The sequence below is a fragment of the Mycobacterium sp. NGS24 genome (assembly GCF_059813065.1).
In genome coordinates this window covers 143,556-165,974 of the sequence record NZ_JCALDW010000009.1, presented here as the reverse complement: position 1 = coordinate 165,974, position 22,419 = coordinate 143,556, and the positions used below count along the sequence as shown (strand labels likewise).

The following is a 22,419-nucleotide window of genomic DNA, read 5'->3' as shown; positions in this document are numbered from 1 at the left end:
GCTGCCGATGTGGTCTCGGGCGGATCAGGTCCCTTGCCCAGGCACCGCGGGCGGGGCGGCCGGTGCCGCCGGTGGCGGCGCGTTCACCGCGGTGAGTACCTGCAGCATGTCGGGTTTCATCGCCATCAGTTGCTGGTTCCAGTAGTTCCATGAGTGGGTCCCGTTGCTCGGGAACTGGAACACCCCGTTGCGTCCGCCGTTGGCCGCGTAGGTCTGCTGGAACTGCTGGTTGGTGCGCAGGGTGAGGCCTTCGAGGAACTTCGCCGGCATGTTGTCCCCGCCGAGGTCGCTGGGCGTGCCGTTGCCGCAGTAGACCCAGACCCGGGTGTTGTTGGCGACCAGGCGGGGGATCTGCACCATCGGGTCGTTGCGCTTCCATGCCGGGTCGGTGGACGGCCCCCACATGCTGTTGGCGTTGTAGCCGCCGGAGTCGGTCATTGCCAGGCCGATCAGCGTCGGCCACCAGCCCTCGGACGGGTTGAGGAAGCCCGACAGCGACGCGGCGTACGGGAACTGCTGCGGGTAGTAGGCGGCCATCACCAGCGCCGAACCGCCCGACATGGACAGGCCCACGGCCGCGTTGCCGAACGGCGACACACCCTTGTTGGCCTGCAACCAGGTGGGCATCTCCCGGGTGAGGAAGGTCTCCCACTTGTAGGTGTAGCCCTGGCCGTTGCCCTGCGACGGCTGGTACCAGTCGCTGTAGAAGCTGGACGTGCCGCCCACCGGCATGATCACCGACAACCCGGACTGGTAGAACTCCTCGAAGGCGGGGGTGTTGATGTCCCAGCCGCTGTAGTCGTCCTGGGCGCGCAGGCCGTCCAGCAGGTAAACCGCGTGCGCCCCGCCGCCCTGGAACTGCACCTTGATGTTGCGGCCCATGGCCTGGGACGGGATCTGCAGCGTCTCCACCGGAAGGCCGGGCCGGGAGAATGCCTGCGCTGGAGCCGATCCGCCGACCACGCCGACGAGACCGGGCAGCAGCGCGGCGCCCACCGCCGCGACAGCCAGGTTGCGGGGCATGGTTTTGGCTGCGCCTCGCAGATTTCGCATCTTTGCCAAGAACGACATCGCTAACCTCATCCCAACTGCTCGTCTGCCGCTCACCGCGGTGGAATCTGTTCTCGGCGAGTGAAACACAAGCGGCAGACGCAACTCAGGCGTCGCGGCCGTAACCTTGGGTCGCGGTTGGCTAACGGTTGAGTGTCGGGCCGGACAAGCCGGTGACGAGGTCGCGAAACCGTAACGATCGATTACCGGATCAGCCGTGGCATCTTGTGCTCAGGCCGTGCCAGGGCTAGGCGACCAGTCGACGCAAAACCTTTGACGCCGCAATGATTCCGATCACCGGAGCGATCAGCAGCACGGTGACGTCGACGAGGTGGAAGGGAGTGCCGATCAGCAACGCCCGCAATACGTCGACCTCGTAGCTCAGCGGGTTGATCTTGCTCAGCACCCGCAGCCAGGACGGCATCACGTCGACCGGATAGAGGGCGTTGGAGGCGAAGAACAACGGCATGGTGATGGCCTGGCCGAGCCCCATCAGCCGGTCGCGGTTACGGACCAGACCCGCCAAAGTCATTGACAGACAAGCGAAGAAGGCAGCACCGAGCATGACCGCGCCCATCGCCGCCAGGATGCGCAGTGGGTTGGCCGTCAGGCCGATGTTCATTGCGTAAGCCAGCACCAACACACCGACGATCTGGGCCACCGAGCGCACGCCGGCGGCGAACGATTTGCCGGCGATCAGGGCCGAGGCCGGTGCCGGGGTCACCATCAGCTTGGCCAGCACGCCCGCGTCGCGATCCCAGATGATCTGAATGCCATAGAAGATCGAGATGAACAGCGCCGACTGGGCGATGATTCCCGGGGCCAGGAACGCGAGGTAGGACACGTTGCCGGTGTCGATGACACGCAGGTGGCTGAAGGTGGTCCCGAAAATGAGCAGCCATAAGGCGGGCTGCACCATCCGCGTCACGAGTTCGGTGCGATCGTGCTGCAACTTCTGCAATTCGACGATCGCGAAGGCCCCGACGCTGCTCGCGGTCGCCCTGACCCGGTCGATGCCGCGTGGGGCGCGTACCGGATGGGCGGTGGCAGGGGGACAGTCCCGGTCAACCGACATGACGGTCAGCCCTTCTGCTGGAACGGATTTCACGGGGAGTGGTGGCTTCGGTGTGCAGGTCTGAGGCGGCGTAGTGACGGAACACATCCTCGAGGGTGGCATCGGGTGAGACCTTGGCCTTCAGCTCTGCGGGTGTTCCGATCGCCTGCAGCGCGCCGTGGTGCATCAGTGCGACGCGATCGCACAGCGTGTCCGCCTCCTCCATGTAGTGCGTGGTCAGCAGCACGGTCATGCCGAACTGCTCCTGCATGCTCCGCACCTGCGTCCAAACCCCATCGCGCGCAATGGGATCGAGTCCCACTGTCGGTTCGTCGAGCACCAGCAGCGAGGGTCGATTGACCAGGGCCTGTGCCACTTCCAGTCGCCGCACCATGCCTCCGGAGTAGCTGGAGGCCAGTTTGTCGGCGACGTCGAGCAGGTTCATCGCGTCCAGCGCCTGCTCCACGCGCTCGGAGCGCTCGCGACGGGGCACTCCGTACAACCGGGCGAACCACTGCACATTCTGCCGGCCGGTCAATGCCGTTTCGATCGAAAGCTGTTGTGGTACATAGCCGATGTTGCTTCTGATGTCGATGGTCTGACGTCGGGCATCCATCCCGAAGATATAGAGTTCGCCGTCCTGAACCGGCGCCAGCGTCGTCAACACCCGCACCACGGTGGTCTTGCCGGCGCCGTTGGGGCCCAGCAGGCCCATCGTCTCACCGGGGTGCACCCCGAAGGTGACGTCGTCGACGGCGATGTCCTGGCCGTAGCGGTAGGTCAGGTGCCGGCAGTCGATCGCCTGGTTCATGTGTCCCGCTCCCGCAGCCGTCTGGTCATGTCTTCGAGGACTTTCAGCCCGTTGGCCAATACCCCGATCTGGTCTTCGTCAAGCTCGGCGAGCAGGTCGGTGAGCACGGCCCGACGCGCCTGCGCGGTCGCGTCCATCACCTGCTGAGCCGACTCGGTGAGCCGCAGCCGGCTGACCCGACGGTCGGCGGGGTCAGCGGTCCGCTCCAGTAGGCCGGCGCAGGACAGTTTGGTCACCAGGGTGGACGCGGTGTTGGGCATCAGGCCGAGTTCGGCGGCCGCGGTGCTGACCGAGACCCCCGGACGGTGGGTGACCAACCGCAACAGCTCGGCCTGAGACTCCGAAAGCTGTCCGGGTGCGTAACCGGTGCCGGCGGAACGCCGCAGCTGGCGGCGGAACCTGCCCAGGATCCGCGGGATATCGGCAGTGAGGTCGGTCTGTGTGTCCACTGCCGTCCAGAATACCTCTGTAGCCGAGCTATCTAGTAATGCGATGTAGCACCACCTCGTGCAGCGCGCCCCGCGCGACCGTGGCGGTCAGGTAGGTGCAGTGTGGTTGCCGGCGCCGATCCGTCGGCGAGCCCGGATTGAGCAACCGCAGCCCGCTGGCCGTGGTGGTGTCCCAGGGGATGTGGCTGTGCCCGAAGACCAACACGTCGGAGTCGGGGTAGAGCCGCGACATGCGCGCCTCGCGACCTGCGGTCGCACCCGTCTCATGCACGACCGTGACGTGCAGCCCGGCCAGCTGCGCGTCCGCCCGCTCCGGCAGCCGGGACCGCAGCTCGGGGCCGTCGTTGTTGCCCCAGCACGCCAGCAGCCGTGCGGACCTGGCCTCGAGTCGGTCCAGCAGGTCCGGGGTCACCCAGTCGCCGGCGTGGATGACCACATCGGCCTCGTCGACCGCGTCCCACACCTGCGCCGGCAGGTCCCGCGCCCGTTTGGGGACGTGCGTGTCGGCGATCAGCAACAGGCGCATAAGTTCTATGCATACCCCGACGAGAGGATGGATCCATGCGTACGTTCGAGTCCGTCAACGACCTCGCCGCCGCCGCGGGTGAGGACCTCGGGCACAGCGACTGGGTGACGATCAGCCAAGAAGAGGTCAACCTGTTCGCCGATGCGACCGGTGATCACCAGTGGATACACGTCGACCCGGAGCGGGCCGCCAAGGGGCCGTTCGGCACCACCATCGCCCACGGGTTCATGACCCTGTCGCTGCTGCCGCGGCTGCAGCACCAGATCTACACCGTCAATGGCATCAAGCTGGCGATCAACTACGGCCTGAACAAGGTTCGTTTCCCGGCCCCGGTGCCCGTCGGGTCCCGCGTGCGGGCGGCGGTCACGTTGGTCAGCGTCGACGACTTGGGTGAAGGCACCGTCCAGGCCACGTTGTCGACCACGGTGGAAGTCGAGGGTGCGGCCAAGCCGGCCTGCGTGGCCGAAAGCGTGGCGCGCTACATCTCCTGACCGCGAGCAGACGCAGAATCGCACGTGGGAGCCATGAACAGTGCGATTCTGCGTCTGCTCGCGGGTGGGAAAGGATCAGAATTCGGCGACCGCGTGTTCCAGGCGGGCAGCCAGCCTGGCCTCCGCTTCGGCCTTACGGGTCGGGATGTGCTGCGACGGGAACGGCGTCGTCACCGGCTGGTATTCCTTGAGCGTGCGACGGGCCACCGTCATCTTGTGCAGCTCGGTGGCGCCGTCGGCGATGCCCAGCGATTCCGCCGCCACCAGCATCTTGACGAAGGGCATCTCGTCGGAGACGCCGAGTGCCCCGTGCAGATGCAGGGCGCGCTGCGCGACGTCGTGCAGTACCTGAGGCATCGCCACCTTGACCGCCGCGATGTCGCGCCGCACCTTCTGATAGTCGTGGTGCTTGTCGATCAGCCACGCGGTCCGCAGCACCAGCAACCGGAACTGCTCGATCTGGATCCAGCTGTCGGCGATCTTCTCCTGGGTCATCTGGAAGTCCGACAATCTGCCATGCCTGGTCCTGCGTGACACCGCCCGCTCGCACATCATGTCGAAAGCCTTGCGGGACAACGCGATTGTGCGCATCGCATGGTGGATGCGGCCACCACCCAGCCGGGTCTGCGCAATCATGAACGCCTGACCTTCACCGCCGAGCACGTGATCGGCCGGTACCCGGACGTCGTTGTATCGCACGTAACCGTGGCTGGCTCGCTTGGACGACTCGGCGCCCACGCCGACATTGCGGATGATCTCGATGCCCGGCGTCTCGGCCGGCACGATGAACAACGACATCTTCTCGTAGGTGCGGTCCTCGGGGTTGGTGACCGCCATGACGATGAAGAACGACCCGTGCCTGGCGTTGCTGGAAAACCACTTCTCGCCGTTGATGATCCAATCGTCCCCGTCCCGGGTGGCAGCGGTGACGAACAGGCCGGGGTCCGAACCGCCCTGCGGTTCGGTCATCGAATAGCAGGAGGTGATCTCGCCGTCCAGCAACGGCTGCAGGTAGCGCGCTTTCTGATCGTCGGTGCCAAACAGCGCCAGGATTTCGGCATTCCCCGAATCCGGTGCCTGACAACCGAACACCGACGGCGCCCAGCGCGAACGTCCCAGGATCTCGTTCAGCAGCGCGAGTTTGACCTGGCCGAAGCCCTGGCCGCCCAGCTCGGGGCGCAGGTGTGCAGCCCACAGCCCCTGGTCCTTGACCCGCTGCTGCAGCGGCCGCAGGATCGCCATCATCTCGTCGTTGTTCTTGTCATACGGATCGAGTGCGACCAGGTCGAGCGGCTCGAGTTCGGTCACCATGAATTCTTCGACCCAGTCCAGTTTCGCCTGGTATTCCGGGTCGGTTTCGAAGTCCCACACCGTTGGCCACCGTTCCCCGGCGCTGCGGTGCACCGGCCTTGTCGTTGGAGCCACCCCATCGTAAGGGCCTTGCTAGCGTCGACAGGGTGACTCCCCAGGTGCGCCCAGCGCGCAGAGCCGATGTTCGCGAACTGGGACGGACGTTGGGCCGCGCGTTCTTCGACGATCCCATCTCGGTGTGGCTGCTGCCCGACGACGACGCGCGCCGCCGCCACCTGCACCGGATGTTCGCCACCATGACCCGGCACCACCATTTGGCGCATGGTGGCGTGGAGGTGGCCACCGACGGGCCGGGCATCGGCGCGGCGGCCCTGTGGGACCCGCCGGACAAGTGGCGCGAATCGCGCCGGGCGGAGCTGGCGCAGATCCCGACCTTCCTGCGGGTGTTCGGCTTCAACACCGGACCGGGCCGTCGGCTCCAGGAGCTGATGAAGCGGGTGCACCCCGAGGAGCCGCACTGGTATCTGGCGGTCATCGGCAGCGACCCCAGCGTCCGGGGGCAGGGGTTCGGCCAGGCCCTGATGCGGTCGCGGCTGGAGCGCTGCGACGCCGAATACTGCCCGGCCTATCTGGAGTCGTCCAAACCCGAAAATGTGCCGTACTACGAACGTTTCGGCTTCACCGTCACCGGTGAGATCAAGGTTCCCGACGGGGGACCGAGCCTGTGGCCGATGTGGCGCGACCCGCGCTGAGCGGGTTTAGCCGCGGTGGTCATGGGCAACCAACTGCGCATGCAAGGCGGCCCCGACGACACCCTGAGCCCACAGGAGTCGACTGACTCCGACGAACTGCGCAACGACGACGGCGACACCGTTGTCGACCCGCCCGATCAGTGGAGTGAGGCCGACAAGTTCGGCATGACCCCGCGGGAGGAGCGGGAAGGGGAATCGCTGGACCAGAAACTGGCCGCCGAGGAACCGGATCTGATCCGGCCCGGGTCGGCCGGCACCGACGAAGGCGGGCTGTCCGGTGGCGTGCACCGGGGTCAGGTGGACGGCACTCCCGAAGACGGTGATTCGCTCTACACCGTCGTGGAGGAATGACTCAGGGGCTGGATTTCCACCCGGCCACCCCGATGGCGACCATGCGCAGTTGCTTGACCGCGATCCGGTGAATCTCTTCCAACGCTTCGTTGCTCTGAGCGTCCTCGATCGCTTCGGCGGTGACGATCATCGCGTTGACGAACAGGCTGGCCAGCACGTTGAGATCCTCGGTGCTCCACTCGTTCAGCCGCGGAAAACGCGCCAGGTCGGTGGCCAACTCCGAGGTGATCAACCGGATCTCGGTGCGAATCGCGTAGCGCAGCACCGACAATCCGGTGGAACGCTCCCGGGAGATGAACCGCCAGTGCTCGCGCTTCTCGGCGACGCTGGCGATCAGGATCTCGACCGATGACTCGATGACCCGGTTGGGGTCCAGCTTCCCGGCCCGCGCGCCCCGCAGCGTGTCGCGCAGGCTGCGGAATGACTCGTCGATGAGCACCAGTCCGAGCGCCTCCATCGACTCGAAATGGCGGTAGAACGCGGCCGGCACAATACCCGCTTCCCGGGTGACCTCGCGCAGGCTCAGGGCGCTGAAGCTGCGGTCGTTGAGCAGTTTGAGTGCCGCGGCGACGATGGCGCGCCGGGTCGCCTCCTTGCGTTCCTCGCGTGACGGGCTGTCCCGCACCCGGTCGCGGACCCTATCCGGGCTGGTGCGCCGGGAGTGTGAGCTAGGAGTACGACCGTTCACTATGTGAACCGTACCACAAGGCCGGTGAAAACCCTTGACCACCTGCATCAACGGATGTCACGGTGTACATATGTTCACTCAAACTTTCACTCGGACGATCGCCAAGCGGGTCCTGAGATCCGACCTGGTCGACCTGCTCACCGGTCCGCACGGCGTCGACCGGTACACCGAGCTCGTCACGCCGACCTGGACGTCGGGCGAAGCCCGCGCCAAGGTGGTCGATGTGCGGCGGTCCACGCCGCGCAGCGTCACCCTGACGCTGGCCCCGAATCCCGCCTTCACCGAGCGCCACACCGTCAAGGCCGGACAGTTCGTCAACGTCACGGTCGAGATCGACGGCCGCATGCACTCCCGGTGCTACTCGCCGGCCAACGTCGAGGGCAGCACCCAACTCGAGTTCACGGTCGGCGTCCACGATGGCGGTCTGGTCTCGACTTTCCTCTATGAGCAGGCCCGTCCCGGCCTGGTAGTCGGCTTGGACGGGGTCGGTGGTGACTTCGTATTGCCTGAGCAGCGACCGAACCGGATCCTGTTCGTCTCCGGCGGTAGCGGCATCACGCCCGTGCTGGCCATGCTGCGCACCCTGGTCGCCGAAGGCCACCCGAACCACCGGGGCACCGAACTCGCCTTCGTGCATTACGCCCGCACCGCCGAGGAAGCCTGCTACCGCGACGAGCTGGCCACGATGCCCGGTGTGCGGGTGTTGCACGGTTACACCCGATCCGGCGCCGGCGACCTGGACGGCCGGTTCGGCGCCGAGCACCTGGCGGCAGCGATGACAGCACCCGACGCGGTGTTCGTCTGCGGGCCAACCGCTTTGGTCGATGCCGTGCGGGAGCACTGTGCAGCGGCCAACTGTGAAAACGTGTTCACCGAAAGCTTCGTGCCGCCGGTGATCGCGGCACCGGCCGCCCCGACGGGTGGTCGAGTGGTCTTTGCGGAGAGCAACGTCGACGTCGCCGACGACGGCCGCTCGATTCTGGAGCAGGCCGAAGCGGCCGGTCTGACACCGCAGAACGGCTGCCGGATGGGCATCTGCCACACCTGCACCCGCCGCAAGACCTCCGGGACCGTACGAAACCTGGTCACCGGCGCTGTTTCCACCGCGCCCGACGAGAAGGTGCAAATTTGCGTCACCGCCCCCGTCGGCGACGTCGAGATCTCCCTCTGACCGCCCTGCCACCACGGAATACAGAAGGAAAAGCCATGTCACAGAACAAGATCAGCCTCACCAAGGAACAGGCCGACGCCTTCGGCCGCGAGCTCGACACCATCAAGGAACGCGTGATGGCCGACCTCGGCGAAGAAGACGCCGAATACATTCGCAAGGTCATCAAGCTGCAGCGCAGCCTCGAAGTCGGCGGGCGGGCGCTGCTGTTCCTGCCGCCGTTCTGGCTGTTCGGCACCGGCATGCTGGGCATCGCCAAAATCATGGACAACATGGAGATCGGCCACAACATCATGCACGGTCAGTACGACTGGATGCGTGACCCGACGATCTCCGGCCGCGACTTCGAGTGGGACACCGCCTGCCCGGCCGACCAGTGGCGACACTCGCACAACTACATGCACCACACCCACACCAACATCGTGGGAATGGACCGCGACATCGGCTACGGCATCATCCGGATGAGCGAAGACCAGCCGTGGGAGCCCTACTTCCTGGGCAACCCTGCTTACGCGTTCCTGCTGATGGTGCTGTTCCAGTACGGCGTGGCGCTGCACGAGTTGGAGACCGAACGGATCCGCGCCGGTGAGATCAAGCTGCGCGACAAGCGCGAGACGCTCAAGGAGATCTGGAAGAAGACCCGCCGGCAGACGCTCAAGGACTACGTCGCCTTCCCCCTGCTGGCCGGCCCGTTCGCGCCGTTCGTCCTCTCCGGCAACCTGACCGCCAACCTGATGCGCAACGTGTGGTCGTACATGATCATCTTCTGCGGGCACTTTCCGGACGGCACGCAGGAATTCACCGTCGAGGAGACCCGGGACGAGAGCCGCGGCCAGTGGTACTTCCGGCAGGTGCTGGGTTCGGCGAACCTGACCGGCGGCAAGGTCTTCCACCTGCTGTCGGGCAACCTGTCCCACCAGATCGAGCACCACCTGTTCCCGGACATGCCGGCCCGCCGCTACGCCGAGATCGCCCCGGAGGTGCAGGAGATCTGCGAGCGCTACGGAATCCCGTACAACAAGGGTCCGCTGTTGCAGCAATTCGGCACGGTGGTCCGCAAGATCGTGCGGCTGACCTTCCCTGACTCGTGGAAGTTCGGGTCCCGCACCAAGGCTCCGGCGCCCGCTGAGCCAGAGCTGGTGGCTGCCTGATTCTTCACCAGCCTGTACTGGTGGCGCCGAGACTGCGGCCAGGGTGTGTCATCCGATATCGGGTCACCCTGGTCGCAGTCTCGAACTGGCACCGACGTCTAGTCGGTCTCGGTAGGTGCGTCCGAGAGCTTTACCAGCTCGACCTCGGGCCGCGCCGGTACCCCGTCGGCCAGGAACCAGCGAAAGGCCAGATTGCCACGCGGGTAACCCAGCGTCGTCAACGAATTCGGGTGTCCGGTCACCTCATTGGACAACACGACGGTCACCGACCCGTCACTGTTGGGCACGGCGCTGTGGCCGTTGACCGAACAGCGGATGTCGGGGCCCTCCGAGGCGCCATAGGTTGCCATGAACTGGTTCCACACCACCAGGTTCCAGAACCGGCACGACGGGGGCCGGTGCGTGATCACGAGTGCCTCGTCGTCGTCGAGCACGAAACTGCCGTAGGCGTAGCACGCGTCGCGTGCCGACCAGCCGAAGTTGGCATCAGGCACCTGATAGGGATCGGCGAATTGGTTTGCCGCATAACCTACTTCGTGTCCCAGCGCATGCTCGTCCGCGGCCCGGGCGCCCACCGCCAGCGGTACGATCGCGAACATGGTGCGCAGCCAGGTGGTCGCGGCCCGTAACCGCGCCGCGGTCTCGGCGTCCCCGTGCCGGATCGGTTCCGGCGTGTCCAGCGCCTCGATCTCCCAGGTGACCGGGCGACCGGTGGACGGGTCGGCCTGGTAGTCCCTGGTCATCAGTACAGCAGCGCCGGGCGTCGGCGGGAACTCGAAACTGAAGTTGCCGTCGGCGTCCACGTCGAGGTCGGTGTCGCGCACGATCGAGACCACCCGGTCCGACCAGGCGCCCGGCGAGGGTTCGTTGTAGGCGGTCAGCGAAAAGTACACGCTGTCGCCCTTGTTGCCGCTGATCCGGTAGCGCCCCTGCGGGTCCACCGGACAGCAGAAGTAGTAGGCATCGGTGTTGTCGCCACCCCAGCGGCGATCGCGGCGAAACGGCGTGTTGACCGCGAAGAACTGCGGGCGCCCGGGTTCGGTGAACAAATAGGTGTCCAGCGCGACTCCGAGCGTGGTGGCCAGCATGCGGTAGCCGTCGGCGATGTGGCGGTCGTCGGAGACGGCCTTGTCGCCTTCGAGGAAGCCGCGGTCCAGCTCGCCGAGGGTGGCCAACAGGTCTTTCCAGGCCGCGGTCGACTCGTGTGTCATGCGCCGATTCCTTCCAGGAGCAGTGTGGTGGTGCGTTCGACCCAGGCATCGTCGAGTGCGGTGATCCGGGTGAGCAGGGCGATCAGGGTCAGACCGGCGATCGCCTCGGCAAGTTCGGTGGCGGATACGTCGGGACGGACCTCGCCGCGGGCGACGGCACTGTGCAGGCGCCCGGCCAGTCCGCCGGCGAAGATTCCGGCGAACCGGTCCAGCAGTGCCGAATGCAGCGTCGGGTCGGCGGCCATCTCCGCGACCAGTCCGGGCAGCGCTGCCCGGGCCGCCGGTGTGGTGAGTACCGCGGTGGTGCGCCGCACCATCTCGCGCAGATCGTCGGAAAACGTTCCGGTGTCCGGGATTTCGGTCGCAGCACCGATCGGGAACACCGCCTCGTGCACCAGATGGGCCTTGCTGGCCCAGCGCCGATAGATGGCCGGCTTGCTGGTGCCGGCCCGTTCGGCGATCGCCGAGACCAACAGGCCGGGATAACCGGTTTCGGCGAGCAGTTCAACGGTCGCGTTGAGCACCGCCGCGTCGATGCGCGGATCACGGGGACGACCCAGATCTAGAACCATTACGAAACTCAAAGTAACATAATTCGGCGTGACCCGCCTCGACGATCTAGAGCAGCCCCGGTTCAGCGCCGAGGCCCAGCCGATCCTGGACATGATGGCCGCGATGGCCGCGAACTGTCCGCTGGATTCCGACGCACTGCACGCCCAGGCCAGCGCCGACACCGGCCTGGTCGATTTCGGCCCCGACGACTACCGCGAACGCCTCGACGTCTACCTCGCCGCGGTGCGCGACATCGACGGCCTGCACGACGCCGGAGTCGTCAACTTCTACGGCCAACTGCTGCAAATGCTCAAGAACCGGCTGCTGCTCACCGACCTGACGAGCCGTCATCCTGAGATCGACGACATCGAACTGCACTCGCCGGTGGTGATCGCGGGCCTGCCCCGGACCGGCACCACCCACCTGCACAACCTGCTGGCAGCGCCACCCACCTTCCGCACCATGCCGTACTGGGAGAGCAACGAGCCGTTTCCGTTGCCTTCCGAAAGCGGTATCGAGGAGCGCCGGGCGCGGATGGACGTTGCGGTCAGCGTGATCGACCTGGTCATGCCGCATTTCGCGCTGATGCACGAGATGACCACCGACCACGTCCACGAGGAGATCCAGCTCCTGGCCAACGATTTCTCGACCATGCTGTTCGAGACGCTCGGTCACGTGCCGCGCTGGCGCGACTACTACCAGACCCACGACCAGACGCCGCACTACCGCTACCTCGCCCGCCAGCTCAAGGCGATGCAATTCCTGCGCGGCGGGCGGCGCTGGCTGCTCAAGTCCCCACAGCACCTCGAGCAGGTGCCGGTGCTGGACCGGGTTTTCCCGGACAGCATCGTGGTGTTCACCCACCGCGACCCGGTGCCGGTGGCGTTGTCGATGATTGCGATGATCACCTACTCGGCGCGGATGCACCGCTCCCCGGTGCCGGTGCACCAGATCGCCGAATACTGGATCGAACGCCTTGATCGCATGCTCAGCGCCCTGGTCCGCGACCGCGACATCTTCGGGCACGACCGGTCCATCGACGTCCGATTCGACGACTTCATGGCCGACGAAGTGGGCATCGCCAAACGGATCTACGCGCTGGCCGACGAACCGTTCACCGACGAGGTGCGCGCCGCCGTCGCCGGCTACCTGTCTGGTCACCAGCGGGGGCGCCTGGGCAGTGTCGAGACGTCATTCGAGATGTTCGGATTGGACGAAGCAGACCTGCGCGAACGCTTCGCGCCCTACGTGGAGCGGTTCCTGCAGTAGGTTCTGTCAGATGGTCACCATGCCCGAACTCGAAGGCGTTGAACACCGGTTCGTCGACCTGGGCGACGGAGTCACCATCCATGTGGCGGATGCCGGCCCGGCTGACGGTCCGGTGGTGATGCTGGTGCACGGATTTCCGCAGAACTGGTGGGAATGGCACGCGCTGATCGGGCCGTTGGCCGCCGACGGTTACCGCGTGCTCTGCCCCGATCTACGCGGGTCGGGCTGGAGTTCGGCGCCGCCGACCCGATACCTCAAAAGCGAGCTGGCCGACGACCTGGCCGGCCTGCTGGACGCGCTGGCTGTCGAGCAGGTCACGCTGGTCGCGCACGACTGGGGCGGGCCGGCCGCGTTCATCATGATGCTGCGTCATCCGGAGAAGGTGACCGGCTTCTTCGGCTGCAATACGGCAGCGCCCTTCGTCAAGCGCGACCTCGCTGCGCTGGGCAAGCTCTGGCGGTTCTGGTATCAGATTCCGATCTCGCTGCCGGTGATCGGCCCGCGATTGATCAGCGACCCCAAGGCCCGCTACGCCCGCATGCTGGCGTCCTGGGTGGGCGGCGGTTTCAGGCTGCCCGAGGAGGACATGCGCCTCTACCTCGAGTGCATGACCGAGCCGGGTCACGCGGAGGCCGGGTCGCGCTGGTACCGCTCGTTTCAGCGCACCGAAATGCTGCGCTGGTCGCGCGGCGAATACAAAGACGCCCGGGTGGACGTTCCGGTCCGCTGGCTCACCGGCACGGAGGATCCGGTGATCACCCCCGACGGCACCAACGGATACGAAGACCACATCAGCGATTTCGCCGTGGAGCTGGTGCCTGGCGTCGGACACTGGATCGTGGACCAGCGCCCGGATCTGGTGCTGGACCGGCTGCGCGCATTCCTCAGGGCTTGACCAGGATCCGGATCGGGTTGCCGTCCTGGCGTTCCAGCTTCGCAATGCCCAGGGCGATGTCCTCGAGCGCCACGATTTCGCTGACCGAACGTGAAAGATCAAGGCGCCCATAGGAAACCAGCTTCGCCAAGGTTTCGATATCGACGTTCTGGTAGCCGAGGTGGCCGAGTACCTGCTTGCGGGTGAGCCCGAACATCGCGGTGGGGCCCACCGTCGGTGACTCGGCGCTCATCCCGACACCGACCAGCCGGCCGCCGGCGGTCAGCGCGTCCAGGCCCTGCTCGAAGGTCGCCTTGAGCCCGACGGCGTCGAATGCGACGTCCAACATGCGGCCGCTGGTGACCTCGGCGATCTTGTCCCGCAGGGCCTCGTCGCGGGTGTCGAACGCAAAGTCTGCGCCGATTTGCAACGCGCGTTCCAATACCGCGGGGTTGATGTCGAGCGCGATCACCGGCACCGCGCCCACCAACCGGGCGAGCTGGACGATGTGGGTGCCCACGCCGCCCACGCCCCACACTCCCACCGATTCGCCGACGGCCACCTTGCCGGTGCGCACGACCGCACCGAACGGTGTCGACACCGCGTCGGCCAGAATCGCCGCCTGCTCCAGCGGCACGTTGTCCGGAACCCGGGTCAGGCCGGCCGCCTGCGCCACCGTGTATTCGGCCCAGGCGCCGTCATAAGCGAAGGCCATCAACTGAATTCGCAGGCAGTTCACCAGGTCTCCGCGCCGGCAGTTCGGGCATCGCAGGCACGGCCGGCCGGCGGCGACCACCACCCGGTCGCCCTCGGCCCAGCCGGTCACCCCCGGACCGAGTTCGGCGATGGTGCCCGACGCTTCGTGGCCCTGGGTGACCACCGGCGCTTGGGCCGGGAAGGTTCCGTTGATCAGGCTCAGGTCCGAGTGGCAGATGCCGCAGAAGGCCACCTTCACCAGCACTTCGCCGGGTCCGGGCTGGGGCACTGGAACATCTTCCAACGCAACGGTTTTGGTGTCGGCATAGAAGCGCTCGGCGCGCATGGTGGCGGGCATACTTACCGAACCTAGTGCCGGGGTCCGAGCAAAGCGACAGACGCGTCGATCGCCGGCGCCATGATGTCCCGGACCGGCCGGCCGTCCTCGACGGCCAGCGCGACCAACTCCCGCAGGCCACCGACCAGGATCACCGCCAGCGGCCAGGTCAACGGAGGCAGCTCCGCCCGCCGGAAACCGGGGCTGCTGCTGAGGCTGATCAACAAGTTCGTCAACAGCTCCAAGCCCTGCCGCTGCACGGGCCGGGCCTCGTCACCGAGGTACGGCAGTTCCCGGATCCAGCTGAGCGTCAATGCGGGACGAGCCTCGATGTGGCCGACGTAGCCTTCGACGGCCTGGCGAATCTGCTGATGCCAGTCGGCCTCCGGATCGACCGCGACGCGGATGTCCTCGGCCATCACCCCGAATTGCACCTGCAGCAATTCCAGGAAGCACTGCTCCTTGCTGGGGAACTGGTCGTAGAAGGTGCGCTTGGAGGTGCGCGCCGCACTGACGATGTGCGCGACGGTGGTGGCGCGGTAGCCACGCGCTGCGATGGAGTCGGCAAGTCCGTCCAACAGCCGGAGCCGGAACGGGTCGGGCCCGGCCAGTGCCGTGTCGCCGGCCGTAACCGTCACGTCCGACCCGCCCTTCGCGCTTGTCATGGTTGGTACCACAGAGTACCGTACCGGGATAGACGCGTGGTACGCCGCAGTACCGCGTAGGGAGGGATGACTCGATGAGCGCCGACGCGATCAGCGACGTGATGGTGACGACCCCCGCACCGCGGCTGCCACCGGCAGTCCGGGCGCCCAAATTCGTGCAGGGGCTGGGTTTTGCCGTCCGCCGCCGGCAGTTCATGGACAGCATGGTCCGCCGGCACGGCAGCGTGTTCACCGTCCGCATCCCGGTATTCGGCCACGTGGTGGTGGTGTGTGAGCCGCAACTGGCCAAACAGATCTTCACCACCAGCCCCGAGGAACTGGGCAACATCCAGCCGAACCTGAGCCGGCTGTTCGGTTCCGGCTCGGTGTTCGCCCTCGACCGTGACGACCACCGCCGCCGGCGCCGCCTGCTGGCGCCGCCGTTCCATGGCAAGGCCATGAAGAAATACGAAACGATCATCGAAGAAGAGGCCTTGCGCGAGACGGCGAACTGGCCGCAGGGTCGGCACTTCGCGACGTTGCCGTCGATGAACCACATCACCCTCAACGCCATCCTGCGCGCGATCTTCGGCGCCGACGGTGCCGAACTCGACGAGCTGCGCCGCATCATCCCGCCGTGGGTCACCCTCGGCTCGCGGATGGCGCTGATGCCACAGACCAAGCGCGACTACGGTCGCTACAGCCCGTGGGGCCGGCTGGCCAACTACCGGCGGCAGTACGACATCGTGATCGACACACTCATCGAGGGCGAGCGGACCGACCCGAACTTCGAGAACCGCACCGACGTGCTGGCGCTGATGCTGCGCAGCACCTACGACGACGGATCGGTGATGTCGCGCAAGGACATTGCCGACGAGCTGCTCACCTTGCTGGCCGCTGGCCATGAGACCACGGCGTCGACGCTGGCCTGGACGTTCGAGCGGGTGACCCGGCACCCCGAGGTGCTGGCCGCGCTGGTCGAGGAAGCCGACGCCGGTGGCAGCGAGTTGCGTCAGGCGACGATCCTGGAAGTCCAGCGGGTGGGCAACGTGATCGACTTCGCCGCGCGTCAGGTGCACGCGCCCATGTATCGACTGGGTCAGTGGGAGATACCCCGCGGCTACTCGATCCTGACCAGCATTTCGCAGATCCACACCAATCCCGAGGTGTTTCCTGACCCGGACCGCTTCGACCCGTACCGCTTCGTGGGGAACAAGCCGAACCCGGCGGCGTGGATACCGTTCGGCGGCGGCACCCGGCGCTGCGTCGGGGCGGCCTTCGCCAATATGGAGATGGACGTGGTGTTGCGAACGGTGTTGCGCGAGTTAAGCTTTGCGACCACCGATGCGCCGGGGGAACGCTCGCACAACCGCGGCGTCGCGTTCGTCCCGAAGGACGGCGGCCGCGTCGTGGTGCACCGGCGCCGATAGCTACTGATTTGCCTCAGCGCGGCGCGGCAGCTTCCAACCGGGCCGCACGAAGTGACAGGTGTAACCGTTGGGATAGCGCAGCAGGTAATCCTGGTGCTCGGGTTCGGCCTCCCAGAAATCGCCGACCGGGCTGACCTCGGTCACCACCTTGCCCGGCCACAGACCGGAGGCGTCGACGTCGGCGATGGTGTCCAGGGCGATCCGCTTCTGCTCCTCGTCGACGTAGTAGATCGCCGAGCGGTAACTCAGCCCGCGGTCGTTGCCCTGCCGGTTCTTCGTCGTCGGGTCGTGGATCTGGAAGAAGAACTCCAGCAGCGTGCGGTAGTCGGTGACCGACGGGTCGTAGACGATCTCGACCGCCTCGGCGTGCGTGCCGTGGTTGCGGTAGGTCGCGTGGGGGACGTCGCCACCGCTGTAGCCGACCCGGGTGGAGATCACGCCGGGCTGCTTGCGGATCAGATCCTGCACTCCCCAGAAGCAGCCACCGGCAAGAACGGCTCGTCGGGTGCTCGTCATCTCAGTCCTCCCTCGCAAGAATCCCCAGGCTACACTCCGCCCGTGAGGTGTAACGGCTCGTGAGCAGCCCAGAATTCCCCCGCAGCGAACTCGTCGAGGCCTTCGCGACGTTCGAGCAGACGGTCGCTCGCGCCGCCGAAACCCACGACTGGGACGCCTGGGTGCAGCACTACACCACCGACGTGCTGTACATCGAACACGCAGCGGGAACGATGCACGGCCGCGACGAAGTCCGCACCTGGATCCAGCGGACGATGACCACCTTCCCGGGCAGCCACATGGTGGAATTCCCGTCGCTGTGGTCGGTGATCGACGAGCCCACCGGTCGCGTCATCATGGAACTCGACAATCCGATGCGCGACCCCGGCGACGGCAGCGTGATCACCGCGACGAACATCTCGATCATCACCTACGCCGGCGACGGGCTGTGGCGCCGGCAGGAAGACATCTACAACCCGCTGCGCTTTGTGCAGGCCGCGCTGAAGTGGTGCCGCAAGGCGCAGGAGTGCGGCACGCTGGACGACGAGGCCGCGCGCTTCCTGAAGCAGTACGGTGCGGCCAAATGAGCTCGGGGAGTGGCAAACCCAAGTTGGTGATCGGCGCCAACGGGTTCCTCGGGTCGCACGTCACCCGCCTGCTGGTGCAGGACGGGCACCAGGTGCGCGCGATGGTGCGCGACGGCGCCAACACCCGTTCGATCGACGACCTCGAGCTCACCCGCTTTCACGGGGATGTCTTCGACACCGCCACCGTGCGCGAGGCGATGGACGGCTGCGACGACGTGTACTACTGCGTCGTCGACACCCGCGCCTGGCTGCGCGACCCCGCGCCGCTGTTCCGCACCAACGTCGAGGGCCTGCGCAACGTCCTCGACGTGGCCAAGGACGCCGACCTGCGCCGGTTCGTGTTCACCTCCACCTACGCGACGGTGGACCGCCGGCACGGCCACGTCGCCACCGAGGCCGACCGGATCGGCAACCGCCGAGTGAGTCCCTATGTCCGGTCCCGCGTGCAGGCCGAGGACCTGGTGTTGCGCTACGTCGCCGAGCACGGGCTGCCCGCCGTCGCCATGTGCGTCTCGACCACCTACGGCACCGGAGACTGGGGCCGCACCCCGCACGGCGCCTTCATCGCCGGCGCGGTCTTCGGCAAACTGCCGTTCCTGATGAACGATATTCAACTCGAGGTGGTCGGCGTCGACGATGCGGCACGCGCGATGATCCTGGCCGCCGAGCGCGGGCGCAACGGTGAGAAGTACCTGATCTCGGAGAAGATGATGCCGCTGACCGACGTGGTTCGCATTGCGGCCGACGAAGCCGGGGTGCGGCCACCGCAACGGTCGATCCCGGTGCCCGTGCTGTACGCGCTGGGCGCGCTGGGCAGCGCGCGGGCCAAGCTCACCGGAAAGGACGCCGAGCTGAGCCTGGAGTCGGTGCGGATGATGCGCGCCGAGGCCCACGTCGACCACGGCAAGGCGGTACGGGAGTTGGGCTGGCAACCCCGCCCGGTCGAGGAATCGATACGGGAGGCGGCCCGGTTCTGGGCGGCGATGCGCACCACCGGCAAGGCGGGCAAGCCCGGCTGACGGGAATGCCGGTCGCTACTCGGCGTTGCACAGGCTATGAGCCATCCAGAAATCAAAGAACCCAGCGCCGGGCACCCCATCACGATCGAGCCGACCGAGGGCCGGGTCCGGGTTCGGGTCCACGGTGAACTCGTCGCCGACAGCACCGCGGCGCTGAGCCTGCAGGAGGCCAGTTTGCCGCTGGTGCAATACATTCCGCTGGCCGACGTGGCGCGGGACCGGCTGACCCGCTCCGACACCACCAGCTACTGCCCGTTCAAGGGCGAGGCGGGCTACTACAGCGTGACCACCACCGCCGGCGAGACCGTCGAGGATGCGATCTGGTTCTACGAACAGCCCTACCCCGCGGTCGCCGCAATCGCCGGGCACGTGGCTTTCTATCCGAGCAAAGCCGAGATCAGTATTGAGTGATGGCGTGTCAGGGGAACACCTTCGCCAATGACTGGGTGTCGGTGTACTCGCGCACCGACACGATGAGCCCGTCGCGGGTGTCGAAGATACAGACGAAGGGACTCTCGTATTGAGTGCCGTCCGCGGTGGCGCCGTCGACCTGGCCTTCGACCACCACCGTCTCACCCTCGTTGACGCAGCGCAGCAGATCGATGTTGGTCTCGAACACTTTCCTGCGCCGCTCGAACGCTTTCCGCAGCTGCCGCTTGTCGTATTCCACCCGGGTGACGATGCTCCAGTAGGTGAAGTCATCGCTGAGCAGCGCGAAGCCCTCGTCGACGTCGCCGCCTTCGCACATGCTCTGCAGGAACATCCAGGCGAGCTCGGCCTGGGGGTCGTCGAAGGGCGTTGTCACCCCGTCATCCTGTCCCGGCGGGGAGTTCGCGGTCAATTGACCGCAGATTCATGGCCATGAGTGTTACGCGAACCGTCACCTTCCCCGGGGCCGCCCGCTTCGGGCATACGTTGGCACCGCTGCGGCGTGGCCGCGGCGATCCGTGCTGTCGTGTACCCGGGGACGGCGCTGTGTGGCGCACCAGTTTGCTGCCGAGCGGGCCCGTCACCGCCCGCATCAGCAGGGTGGCCCACGACAGTGCGCGTTGCGAAGCGTGGGGCGACGGAGCGGCGGAGTTCGCCGAGCGATTTGCGGCGCTGCTGGGTGCCGACGACGACGCCACCGACTTCGTGCCGCGGCATCCGACCGTGGCCGCCGCGCTGCGCAACGTCCCGGACCTGCGGCTGGGCCGCACCGGACAGGTGCTGGAAGCCTTGATCCCGGCCGTGATCGAACAGCGGGTTCCGGGCGCGGACGCCTTCCGGTCCTGGCGCGTGCTGGTGACCAAGTTCGGCACCCCGGCGCCCGGCCCGGCGCCGGACGGCATGCGGGTGCCGCCGTCGGCGGACGCGTGGCGACACATCCCATCCTGGGAGTTTCACCTGGCCAATGTCGATCCCGGGCGGGCGCAGACGGTGGTGGGTTGTGCTCGACGGGCGTCTTCGTTGGAACGTCTGGTCGAGCTGCCGTCGGACCAGGCGCGGGCCGCGCTGATGACGCTGCCCGGCGTCGGGATATGGACCGCCGCCGAGACCGCGCAGCGTGCCTTCGGTGATGCCGATGCGTTGTCGGTGGGCGACTACCACGTGTCGAAGATGATCGGCTGGACGTTGCTGGGCCACCCGATCGACGACGCCGAGATGGTCGAGCTGCTCGAGCCGATGCGCCCGCACCGGCATCGGGTGGTCCAGTTGCTGTACGCCAGTGGATTGGCGTACGAACCGCGCCGCGGCCCGCGCCTGCCGGTGCAGCAAATCCGTTTGCTGTAACGGCATTCGGGTTAGGGAATCGTCCATCGGGTACCCGGCTGCAAGGACACCAAAGGACCACAAAGCGACTTTCGAGGGGACATCGATGACGCAGTTCACCATTCCAGGCCTCACCGACAAGCAGGGTGCGCGGCTCGCCGAGTTGCTGCAGCGCCAGCTGAGCACTTACAACGACCTGCACCTGACGCTGAAGCACATTCACTGGAATGTGGTGGGTCCCAATTTCATCGGCGTGCACGAGATGATCGATCCGCAGGTTGATGCGGTGCGGGGGTTTGCAGACGACGTAGCCGAGCGCATTGCGGCCCTGGGCGCGTCCCCCAAGGGCACCCCGACCGCGATCATCGAGGATCGGGATTGGGACGACTACTCGGTGGGCCGCGACACCGTCCAGGCGCATCTGGCCGCCCTGGACCTCGTCTACAACGGCGTGATCGAGGACATCCGTAAAGCCATCGACGAAACCGATGACCTGGACCCCGTCACCCAGGATCTGCTGATCGGGCAGGCCGGTCAGCTGGAGAAGTTCCAGTGGTTCGTGCGGGCCCACCTGGAGAGTTCGGGTGGCGAATTGGCGCACGGTGGGGCGACCAGCGAAAAGGGCGCCGCCAACGCGGCGCGCAAGAAGAGCAAGTAGCGCTGCGCCTCGCAGCCGGGGTTGCACCTCCTCCGGCGTGCGGGAACAGGCGTTCGGCTGGGCGGAATAAACGGACTGCGGTCCGGTTATATCGGGTATCTGCTATCGAGGAGGTACCCATGCCACCTATCACCGCCGACACCCTCACCTTGACCAGGGTGGCGCCGGCCGGCCCCGCGGACACCGAGCGCCCGGTCCGATCCGTCACCACCGGTCCGAAAGGCTATGAGGGCCTCGGCTTCCCGGTGGTCCGCGCCTTCGCCGGGGTCAGCGCCGCCGCCCTGGATCCGTTCGTGCACATGGACCAGCTGGGCGAGGTGGATTACCAGCCCGGTGAGCCGCGAGGCACCGACTGGCACCCGCACCGCGGCTTCGAGACCGTCACCTACATGATCGACGGCACGTTCGCCCATCAGGATTCGCACGGCGGCGGTGGCCTGATCACCGACGGGGCGACCCAGTGGATGACGGCCGGGTCGGGCGTCCTGCACATCGAGACCCCGCCGGCCGAGATGGTCGGCAGCGGAGGACTCTTCCACGGCATCCAGCTGTGGGTGAACCTGCCGAAGCGGGACAAGTTCGCCCCGCCGCGCTACCAGGCCATCGAGGGCGGCGACACCAGGCTGCTGGCGTCCGACGACGGTGGCGCGCTGATTCGGGTCATCGCCGGCGAAGTCGACGGTCATCTCGGGCCCGGGATCACCCACACGCCGATCACCATGGCCCACGCGACGATCGAAAGCGGAGCGCGGCTGAACATCCCGTGGCGCCGCGACTTCAACGCGCTGGTCTATGCGCTGTCCGGCGAAGGGTCGGTCGGTCCGGTCGGCCACCCGGTCAAGCAGGGCCAACTCGCCGTACTCGGGGTGGGGGATCGCATCACCGTCGCAGCCCGGGCCGGCCGGGAGACCCCGCTCGACGTGCTGCTGCTGGGCGGGCAGCCGATCCGGGAACCGGTCTTCCACTACGGCCCGTTCGTGATGAACTCCAAGTCGGAGGTGATCCAGGCGTTGGAGGACTACCAGGCCGGCAAGTTCGGCAGTATCCCGCCGAACGCCCTGATGCCGCACCGTAGCGGTGGCACACTCTAGGG

Annotated in this window: 27 protein-coding genes; 14 read left to right on the top strand and 13 right to left on the bottom strand. The window is 66.7% G+C overall.

The features are described 5' to 3' along the window. Positions 1-24: 24 nt before the first annotated feature. The 5 genes from ag85C to AC5Y6Y_RS14485 all read right to left on the bottom strand — a co-directional run bounded on the left by ag85C (position 25) and on the right by AC5Y6Y_RS14485 (position 3,890). On the bottom strand, positions 25-1,071 hold the full coding sequence (ag85C, locus tag AC5Y6Y_RS14505) for a diacylglycerol acyltransferase/mycolyltransferase Ag85C (RefSeq protein WP_463827887.1): 1,047 nt from the start codon (positions 1,069-1,071) through the stop codon (positions 25-27). 226 nt (positions 1,072-1,297) lie between these two features. Beyond that, entirely contained in the window at positions 1,298-2,125 is an 828-nt protein-coding gene (locus AC5Y6Y_RS14500) for an ABC transporter permease (protein WP_473138845.1), read from the bottom strand. Next, complete coding sequence (locus tag AC5Y6Y_RS14495; protein ID WP_473138846.1) at positions 2,115-2,915, bottom strand: ATP-binding cassette domain-containing protein; 801 nt, start codon at positions 2,913-2,915, stop codon at positions 2,115-2,117. The genes AC5Y6Y_RS14500 and AC5Y6Y_RS14495 overlap by 11 nt, the downstream gene beginning before the upstream one ends. Beyond that, a complete protein-coding gene (locus tag AC5Y6Y_RS14490; RefSeq protein ID WP_473138847.1) occupies positions 2,912-3,364 on the bottom strand; it encodes a MarR family winged helix-turn-helix transcriptional regulator in 453 nt (150 codons plus the stop codon). The genes AC5Y6Y_RS14495 and AC5Y6Y_RS14490 overlap by 4 nt, the downstream gene beginning before the upstream one ends. Before the next feature lie 28 nt (positions 3,365-3,392). Beyond that, positions 3,393-3,890: a metallophosphoesterase family protein gene (locus AC5Y6Y_RS14485; RefSeq protein ID WP_463827891.1), complete on the bottom strand. Its 498-nt coding sequence runs from the start codon at positions 3,888-3,890 to the stop codon at positions 3,393-3,395. A gap of 35 nt (positions 3,891-3,925) precedes the next feature. Between AC5Y6Y_RS14485 and AC5Y6Y_RS14480 the strand changes: the two genes are divergently transcribed. Then, positions 3,926-4,381 (top strand): MaoC family dehydratase, encoded by a 456-nt coding sequence (locus tag AC5Y6Y_RS14480; protein WP_463827892.1) that lies wholly within the window; start codon positions 3,926-3,928, stop codon positions 4,379-4,381. Between the two features lie 75 nt (positions 4,382-4,456). Here AC5Y6Y_RS14480 and AC5Y6Y_RS14475 read toward each other — a convergent pair whose 3' ends face one another. After that, complete coding sequence (locus tag AC5Y6Y_RS14475; protein WP_499930109.1) at positions 4,457-5,752, bottom strand: acyl-CoA dehydrogenase family protein; 1,296 nt, start codon at positions 5,750-5,752, stop codon at positions 4,457-4,459. An 86-nt stretch (positions 5,753-5,838) separates the two neighbouring features. Here AC5Y6Y_RS14475 and AC5Y6Y_RS14470 point away from each other — a divergent pair, with 86 nt between their 5' ends. Continuing rightward, positions 5,839-6,444 carry a GNAT family N-acetyltransferase gene (locus AC5Y6Y_RS14470; RefSeq protein WP_463827894.1) on the top strand — a complete coding sequence of 202 codons (606 nt, stop codon included), beginning with the start codon at positions 5,839-5,841 and terminating at the stop codon, positions 6,442-6,444. Positions 6,445-6,465: 21 nt separating this feature from the next. Continuing rightward, entirely contained in the window at positions 6,466-6,795 is a 330-nt protein-coding gene (locus AC5Y6Y_RS14465) for a hypothetical protein (RefSeq protein ID WP_473138849.1), read from the top strand. Between the two features lies 1 nt (position 6,796). Here AC5Y6Y_RS14465 and AC5Y6Y_RS14460 read toward each other — a convergent pair whose 3' ends face one another. Next, positions 6,797-7,483, bottom strand: coding sequence for a TetR family transcriptional regulator (locus AC5Y6Y_RS14460; RefSeq protein ID WP_463827896.1), 687 nt, complete (start codon positions 7,481-7,483; stop codon positions 6,797-6,799). A gap of 70 nt (positions 7,484-7,553) precedes the next feature. Between AC5Y6Y_RS14460 and AC5Y6Y_RS14455 the strand changes: the two genes are divergently transcribed. Next, positions 7,554-8,654 (top strand): ferredoxin reductase, encoded by a 1,101-nt coding sequence (locus AC5Y6Y_RS14455; protein WP_463827897.1) that lies wholly within the window; start codon positions 7,554-7,556, stop codon positions 8,652-8,654. 35 nt (positions 8,655-8,689) lie between these two features. Then, positions 8,690-9,802, top strand: coding sequence for a fatty acid desaturase family protein (locus AC5Y6Y_RS14450; RefSeq protein ID WP_463827898.1), 1,113 nt, complete (start codon positions 8,690-8,692; stop codon positions 9,800-9,802). A 98-nt stretch (positions 9,803-9,900) separates the two neighbouring features. Here the strand turns inward: AC5Y6Y_RS14450 and AC5Y6Y_RS14445 are convergent, their stop codons facing one another. Further along, positions 9,901-11,013, bottom strand: a complete 1,113-nt coding sequence (locus AC5Y6Y_RS14445) for a DUF1214 domain-containing protein (RefSeq protein WP_499930108.1) — start codon at positions 11,011-11,013, stop codon at positions 9,901-9,903. Further along, positions 11,010-11,585 (bottom strand): TetR/AcrR family transcriptional regulator, encoded by a 576-nt coding sequence (locus AC5Y6Y_RS14440; RefSeq protein WP_473138943.1) that lies wholly within the window; start codon positions 11,583-11,585, stop codon positions 11,010-11,012. The genes AC5Y6Y_RS14445 and AC5Y6Y_RS14440 overlap by 4 nt, the downstream gene beginning before the upstream one ends. Positions 11,586-11,676: 91 nt before the next feature. Here AC5Y6Y_RS14440 and AC5Y6Y_RS14435 point away from each other — a divergent pair, with 91 nt between their 5' ends. Next, positions 11,677-12,834, top strand: a complete 1,158-nt coding sequence (locus tag AC5Y6Y_RS14435; protein ID WP_463828022.1) for a sulfotransferase family protein — start codon at positions 11,677-11,679, stop codon at positions 12,832-12,834. Positions 12,835-12,844: 10 nt separating this feature from the next. Further along, positions 12,845-13,729, top strand: coding sequence for an alpha/beta fold hydrolase (locus AC5Y6Y_RS14430; RefSeq protein WP_463827900.1), 885 nt, complete (start codon positions 12,845-12,847; stop codon positions 13,727-13,729). Here AC5Y6Y_RS14430 and AC5Y6Y_RS14425 read toward each other — a convergent pair. Both AC5Y6Y_RS14425 and AC5Y6Y_RS14420 read right to left on the bottom strand, forming a co-directional pair. After that, complete coding sequence (locus AC5Y6Y_RS14425; RefSeq protein WP_473138851.1) at positions 13,719-14,762, bottom strand: zinc-binding dehydrogenase; 1,044 nt, start codon at positions 14,760-14,762, stop codon at positions 13,719-13,721. The genes AC5Y6Y_RS14430 and AC5Y6Y_RS14425 overlap by 11 nt on opposite strands. Positions 14,763-14,773: 11 nt before the next feature. Further along, positions 14,774-15,379 carry a TetR/AcrR family transcriptional regulator gene (locus tag AC5Y6Y_RS14420; protein WP_473138944.1) on the bottom strand — a complete coding sequence of 202 codons (606 nt, stop codon included), beginning with the start codon at positions 15,377-15,379 and terminating at the stop codon, positions 14,774-14,776. A gap of 128 nt (positions 15,380-15,507) precedes the next feature. Between AC5Y6Y_RS14420 and AC5Y6Y_RS14415 the strand changes: the two genes are divergently transcribed. Continuing rightward, a complete protein-coding gene (locus tag AC5Y6Y_RS14415; RefSeq protein ID WP_473138945.1) occupies positions 15,508-16,815 on the top strand; it encodes a cytochrome P450 in 1,308 nt (435 codons plus the stop codon). On the opposite strand, the gene msrA is transcribed toward AC5Y6Y_RS14415, so the two are convergent. After that, positions 16,816-17,331: a peptide-methionine (S)-S-oxide reductase MsrA gene (msrA, locus tag AC5Y6Y_RS14410; RefSeq protein WP_473138852.1), complete on the bottom strand. Its 516-nt coding sequence runs from the start codon at positions 17,329-17,331 to the stop codon at positions 16,816-16,818. Between the two features lie 59 nt (positions 17,332-17,390). On the opposite strand from msrA, the gene AC5Y6Y_RS14405 reads away from it, so the two are divergent. The 3 genes from AC5Y6Y_RS14405 to AC5Y6Y_RS14395 are packed head-to-tail and all read left to right on the top strand — an operon-like array spanning position 17,391 to position 19,327. Further along, on the top strand, positions 17,391-17,897 hold the full coding sequence (locus AC5Y6Y_RS14405; protein ID WP_473138853.1) for a nuclear transport factor 2 family protein: 507 nt from the start codon (positions 17,391-17,393) through the stop codon (positions 17,895-17,897). Further along, positions 17,894-18,916, top strand: coding sequence for an NAD-dependent epimerase/dehydratase family protein (locus AC5Y6Y_RS14400; RefSeq protein WP_473138854.1), 1,023 nt, complete (start codon positions 17,894-17,896; stop codon positions 18,914-18,916). Before AC5Y6Y_RS14405 ends, AC5Y6Y_RS14400 begins: the two co-directional genes overlap by 4 nt. A 36-nt stretch (positions 18,917-18,952) precedes the next feature. Next, on the top strand, positions 18,953-19,327 hold the full coding sequence (locus AC5Y6Y_RS14395) for a DUF427 domain-containing protein (protein WP_463827905.1): 375 nt from the start codon (positions 18,953-18,955) through the stop codon (positions 19,325-19,327). 7 nt (positions 19,328-19,334) lie between these two features. On the opposite strand, the gene AC5Y6Y_RS14390 is transcribed toward AC5Y6Y_RS14395, so the two are convergent. Then, positions 19,335-19,679 carry a nuclear transport factor 2 family protein gene (locus AC5Y6Y_RS14390; protein ID WP_463828025.1) on the bottom strand — a complete coding sequence of 115 codons (345 nt, stop codon included), beginning with the start codon at positions 19,677-19,679 and terminating at the stop codon, positions 19,335-19,337. A gap of 98 nt (positions 19,680-19,777) precedes the next feature. Here AC5Y6Y_RS14390 and AC5Y6Y_RS14385 point away from each other — a divergent pair, with 98 nt between their 5' ends. The 3 genes from AC5Y6Y_RS14385 to AC5Y6Y_RS14375 all read left to right on the top strand — a co-directional run bounded on the left by AC5Y6Y_RS14385 (position 19,778) and on the right by AC5Y6Y_RS14375 (position 22,417). Continuing rightward, complete coding sequence (locus tag AC5Y6Y_RS14385) at positions 19,778-20,689, top strand: DNA-3-methyladenine glycosylase family protein (RefSeq protein ID WP_473138855.1); 912 nt, start codon at positions 19,778-19,780, stop codon at positions 20,687-20,689. Between the two features lie 85 nt (positions 20,690-20,774). Then, complete coding sequence (dps, locus tag AC5Y6Y_RS14380) at positions 20,775-21,326, top strand: DNA starvation/stationary phase protection protein Dps (protein ID WP_463827907.1); 552 nt, start codon at positions 20,775-20,777, stop codon at positions 21,324-21,326. Between the two features lie 119 nt (positions 21,327-21,445). Further along, the gene (locus tag AC5Y6Y_RS14375) at positions 21,446-22,417 is read left to right on the top strand and encodes a pirin family protein (protein ID WP_499930107.1); all 972 of its coding nucleotides are present in this window, start codon (positions 21,446-21,448) and stop codon (positions 22,415-22,417) included. Positions 22,418-22,419: the final 2 nt, after the last annotated feature.

Bases quoted from the DNA above. Each gene is read 5' to 3' on its own strand.
- dps (WP_463827907.1), top strand. From the start codon at position 20,775: ATGACGCAGTTCACCATTCCAGGCCTCACCGACAAGCAGGGTGCGCGG.
- AC5Y6Y_RS14465 (WP_473138849.1), top strand. From the start codon at position 6,466: ATGGGCAACCAACTGCGCATGCAAGGCGGCCCCGACGACACCCTGAGC.
- AC5Y6Y_RS14425 (WP_473138851.1), bottom strand. From the start codon at position 14,762: ATGCCCGCCACCATGCGCGCCGAGCGCTTCTATGCCGACACCAAAACC.
- AC5Y6Y_RS14480 (WP_463827892.1), top strand. From the start codon at position 3,926: ATGCGTACGTTCGAGTCCGTCAACGACCTCGCCGCCGCCGCGGGTGAG.
- AC5Y6Y_RS14385 (WP_473138855.1), top strand. From the start codon at position 19,778: ATGAGTGTTACGCGAACCGTCACCTTCCCCGGGGCCGCCCGCTTCGGG.
- AC5Y6Y_RS14430 (WP_463827900.1), top strand. From the start codon at position 12,845: ATGGTCACCATGCCCGAACTCGAAGGCGTTGAACACCGGTTCGTCGAC.
- AC5Y6Y_RS14445 (WP_499930108.1), bottom strand. From the start codon at position 11,013: ATGACACACGAGTCGACCGCGGCCTGGAAAGACCTGTTGGCCACCCTC.
- AC5Y6Y_RS14495 (WP_473138846.1), bottom strand. From the start codon at position 2,915: ATGAACCAGGCGATCGACTGCCGGCACCTGACCTACCGCTACGGCCAG.
- AC5Y6Y_RS14500 (WP_473138845.1), bottom strand. From the start codon at position 2,125: ATGTCGGTTGACCGGGACTGTCCCCCTGCCACCGCCCATCCGGTACGC.
- AC5Y6Y_RS14390 (WP_463828025.1), bottom strand. From the start codon at position 19,679: ATGTTCCTGCAGAGCATGTGCGAAGGCGGCGACGTCGACGAGGGCTTC.
- AC5Y6Y_RS14450 (WP_463827898.1), top strand. From the start codon at position 8,690: ATGTCACAGAACAAGATCAGCCTCACCAAGGAACAGGCCGACGCCTTC.
- AC5Y6Y_RS14375 (WP_499930107.1), top strand. From the start codon at position 21,446: ATGCCACCTATCACCGCCGACACCCTCACCTTGACCAGGGTGGCGCCG.
- AC5Y6Y_RS14455 (WP_463827897.1), top strand. From the start codon at position 7,554: ATGTTCACTCAAACTTTCACTCGGACGATCGCCAAGCGGGTCCTGAGA.
- AC5Y6Y_RS14440 (WP_473138943.1), bottom strand. From the start codon at position 11,585: ATGGTTCTAGATCTGGGTCGTCCCCGTGATCCGCGCATCGACGCGGCG.
- AC5Y6Y_RS14435 (WP_463828022.1), top strand. From the start codon at position 11,677: ATGATGGCCGCGATGGCCGCGAACTGTCCGCTGGATTCCGACGCACTG.
- AC5Y6Y_RS14415 (WP_473138945.1), top strand. From the start codon at position 15,508: ATGGTGACGACCCCCGCACCGCGGCTGCCACCGGCAGTCCGGGCGCCC.
- AC5Y6Y_RS14395 (WP_463827905.1), top strand. From the start codon at position 18,953: ATGAGCCATCCAGAAATCAAAGAACCCAGCGCCGGGCACCCCATCACG.
- ag85C (WP_463827887.1), bottom strand. From the start codon at position 1,071: ATGTCGTTCTTGGCAAAGATGCGAAATCTGCGAGGCGCAGCCAAAACC.
- AC5Y6Y_RS14400 (WP_473138854.1), top strand. From the start codon at position 17,894: ATGAGCTCGGGGAGTGGCAAACCCAAGTTGGTGATCGGCGCCAACGGG.
- msrA (WP_473138852.1), bottom strand. From the start codon at position 17,331: ATGACGAGCACCCGACGAGCCGTTCTTGCCGGTGGCTGCTTCTGGGGA.
- AC5Y6Y_RS14485 (WP_463827891.1), bottom strand. From the start codon at position 3,890: ATGCGCCTGTTGCTGATCGCCGACACGCACGTCCCCAAACGGGCGCGG.